Raw genomic sequence first — 659 nt, 5'->3', positions numbered from 1 at the left:
ACGCTGGCTTTATTTATTATTTTTTTCTCAATCGAAGTCAGTTTATCTTGCCATAGACAGAACGAATTGGTACTGGGGAAAATCAAAAATCAATATTTTTATGTTATCTGTTTGCTACGAAGGCCTGGCTATTCCCTTATTTTGGACGCTCTTGAATAAAGCAGGTACAACCACTGCAAAAGAGCAGATTAAACTGATTTCACGTTTTATTACCCTTTTTGGCAAAGAGCCTATTCAAGGGCTCTTGGCCGACCGTGAATTCCCTAATAAAGAACTCATCTCATGGTTAGTTGCTGAAAATATCCCTTTTTATTTACGAACCAAGGGCAACATAGATGTTTGTATTGGAAAAAAGAAATTCCGAACCTCAGCACAACTATTCTCTCATCTTGCTCCATTCCAGCAACAGGTATTTGGCATGCGGGTTCATGTGTTTGGGCAGCTTCTCTTTTTAGCAGGCAGTAAAAACTCTCGTGACGAACTCATGATTGTTGTCACTAATAAAAATCCAAAAAATGCCATTGCCTGCTATTTGCGACGCTGGGAAATTGAAACCCTATTTTGTGCCTTGAAAACTCGCGGATGGCGATTTGAAGAAACTCATATCGTTGACCCAAAGCGAATTGAAAAACTTATCGCTCTTCTTGCCATTGGGTTTA

General features: G+C 39.3%; 1 protein-coding gene. It reads left to right on the top strand.

All coding sequences use genetic code 11. From position 1 onward, the window contains the following. Positions 1-52: 52 nt before the first annotated feature. Positions 53-659 (top strand): transposase (locus Lbru_RS09930; protein WP_238583875.1); only part of this gene is annotated, 607 nt, incomplete at its 3' end.

It is taken from the genome of Legionella brunensis, assembly GCF_001467025.1.
Classification (GTDB): domain Bacteria; phylum Pseudomonadota; class Gammaproteobacteria; order Legionellales; family Legionellaceae; genus Tatlockia; species Tatlockia brunensis.
Note: the sequence above shows the minus strand (reverse complement) of the source record. Positions and strands in the feature narration are given on the sequence as shown.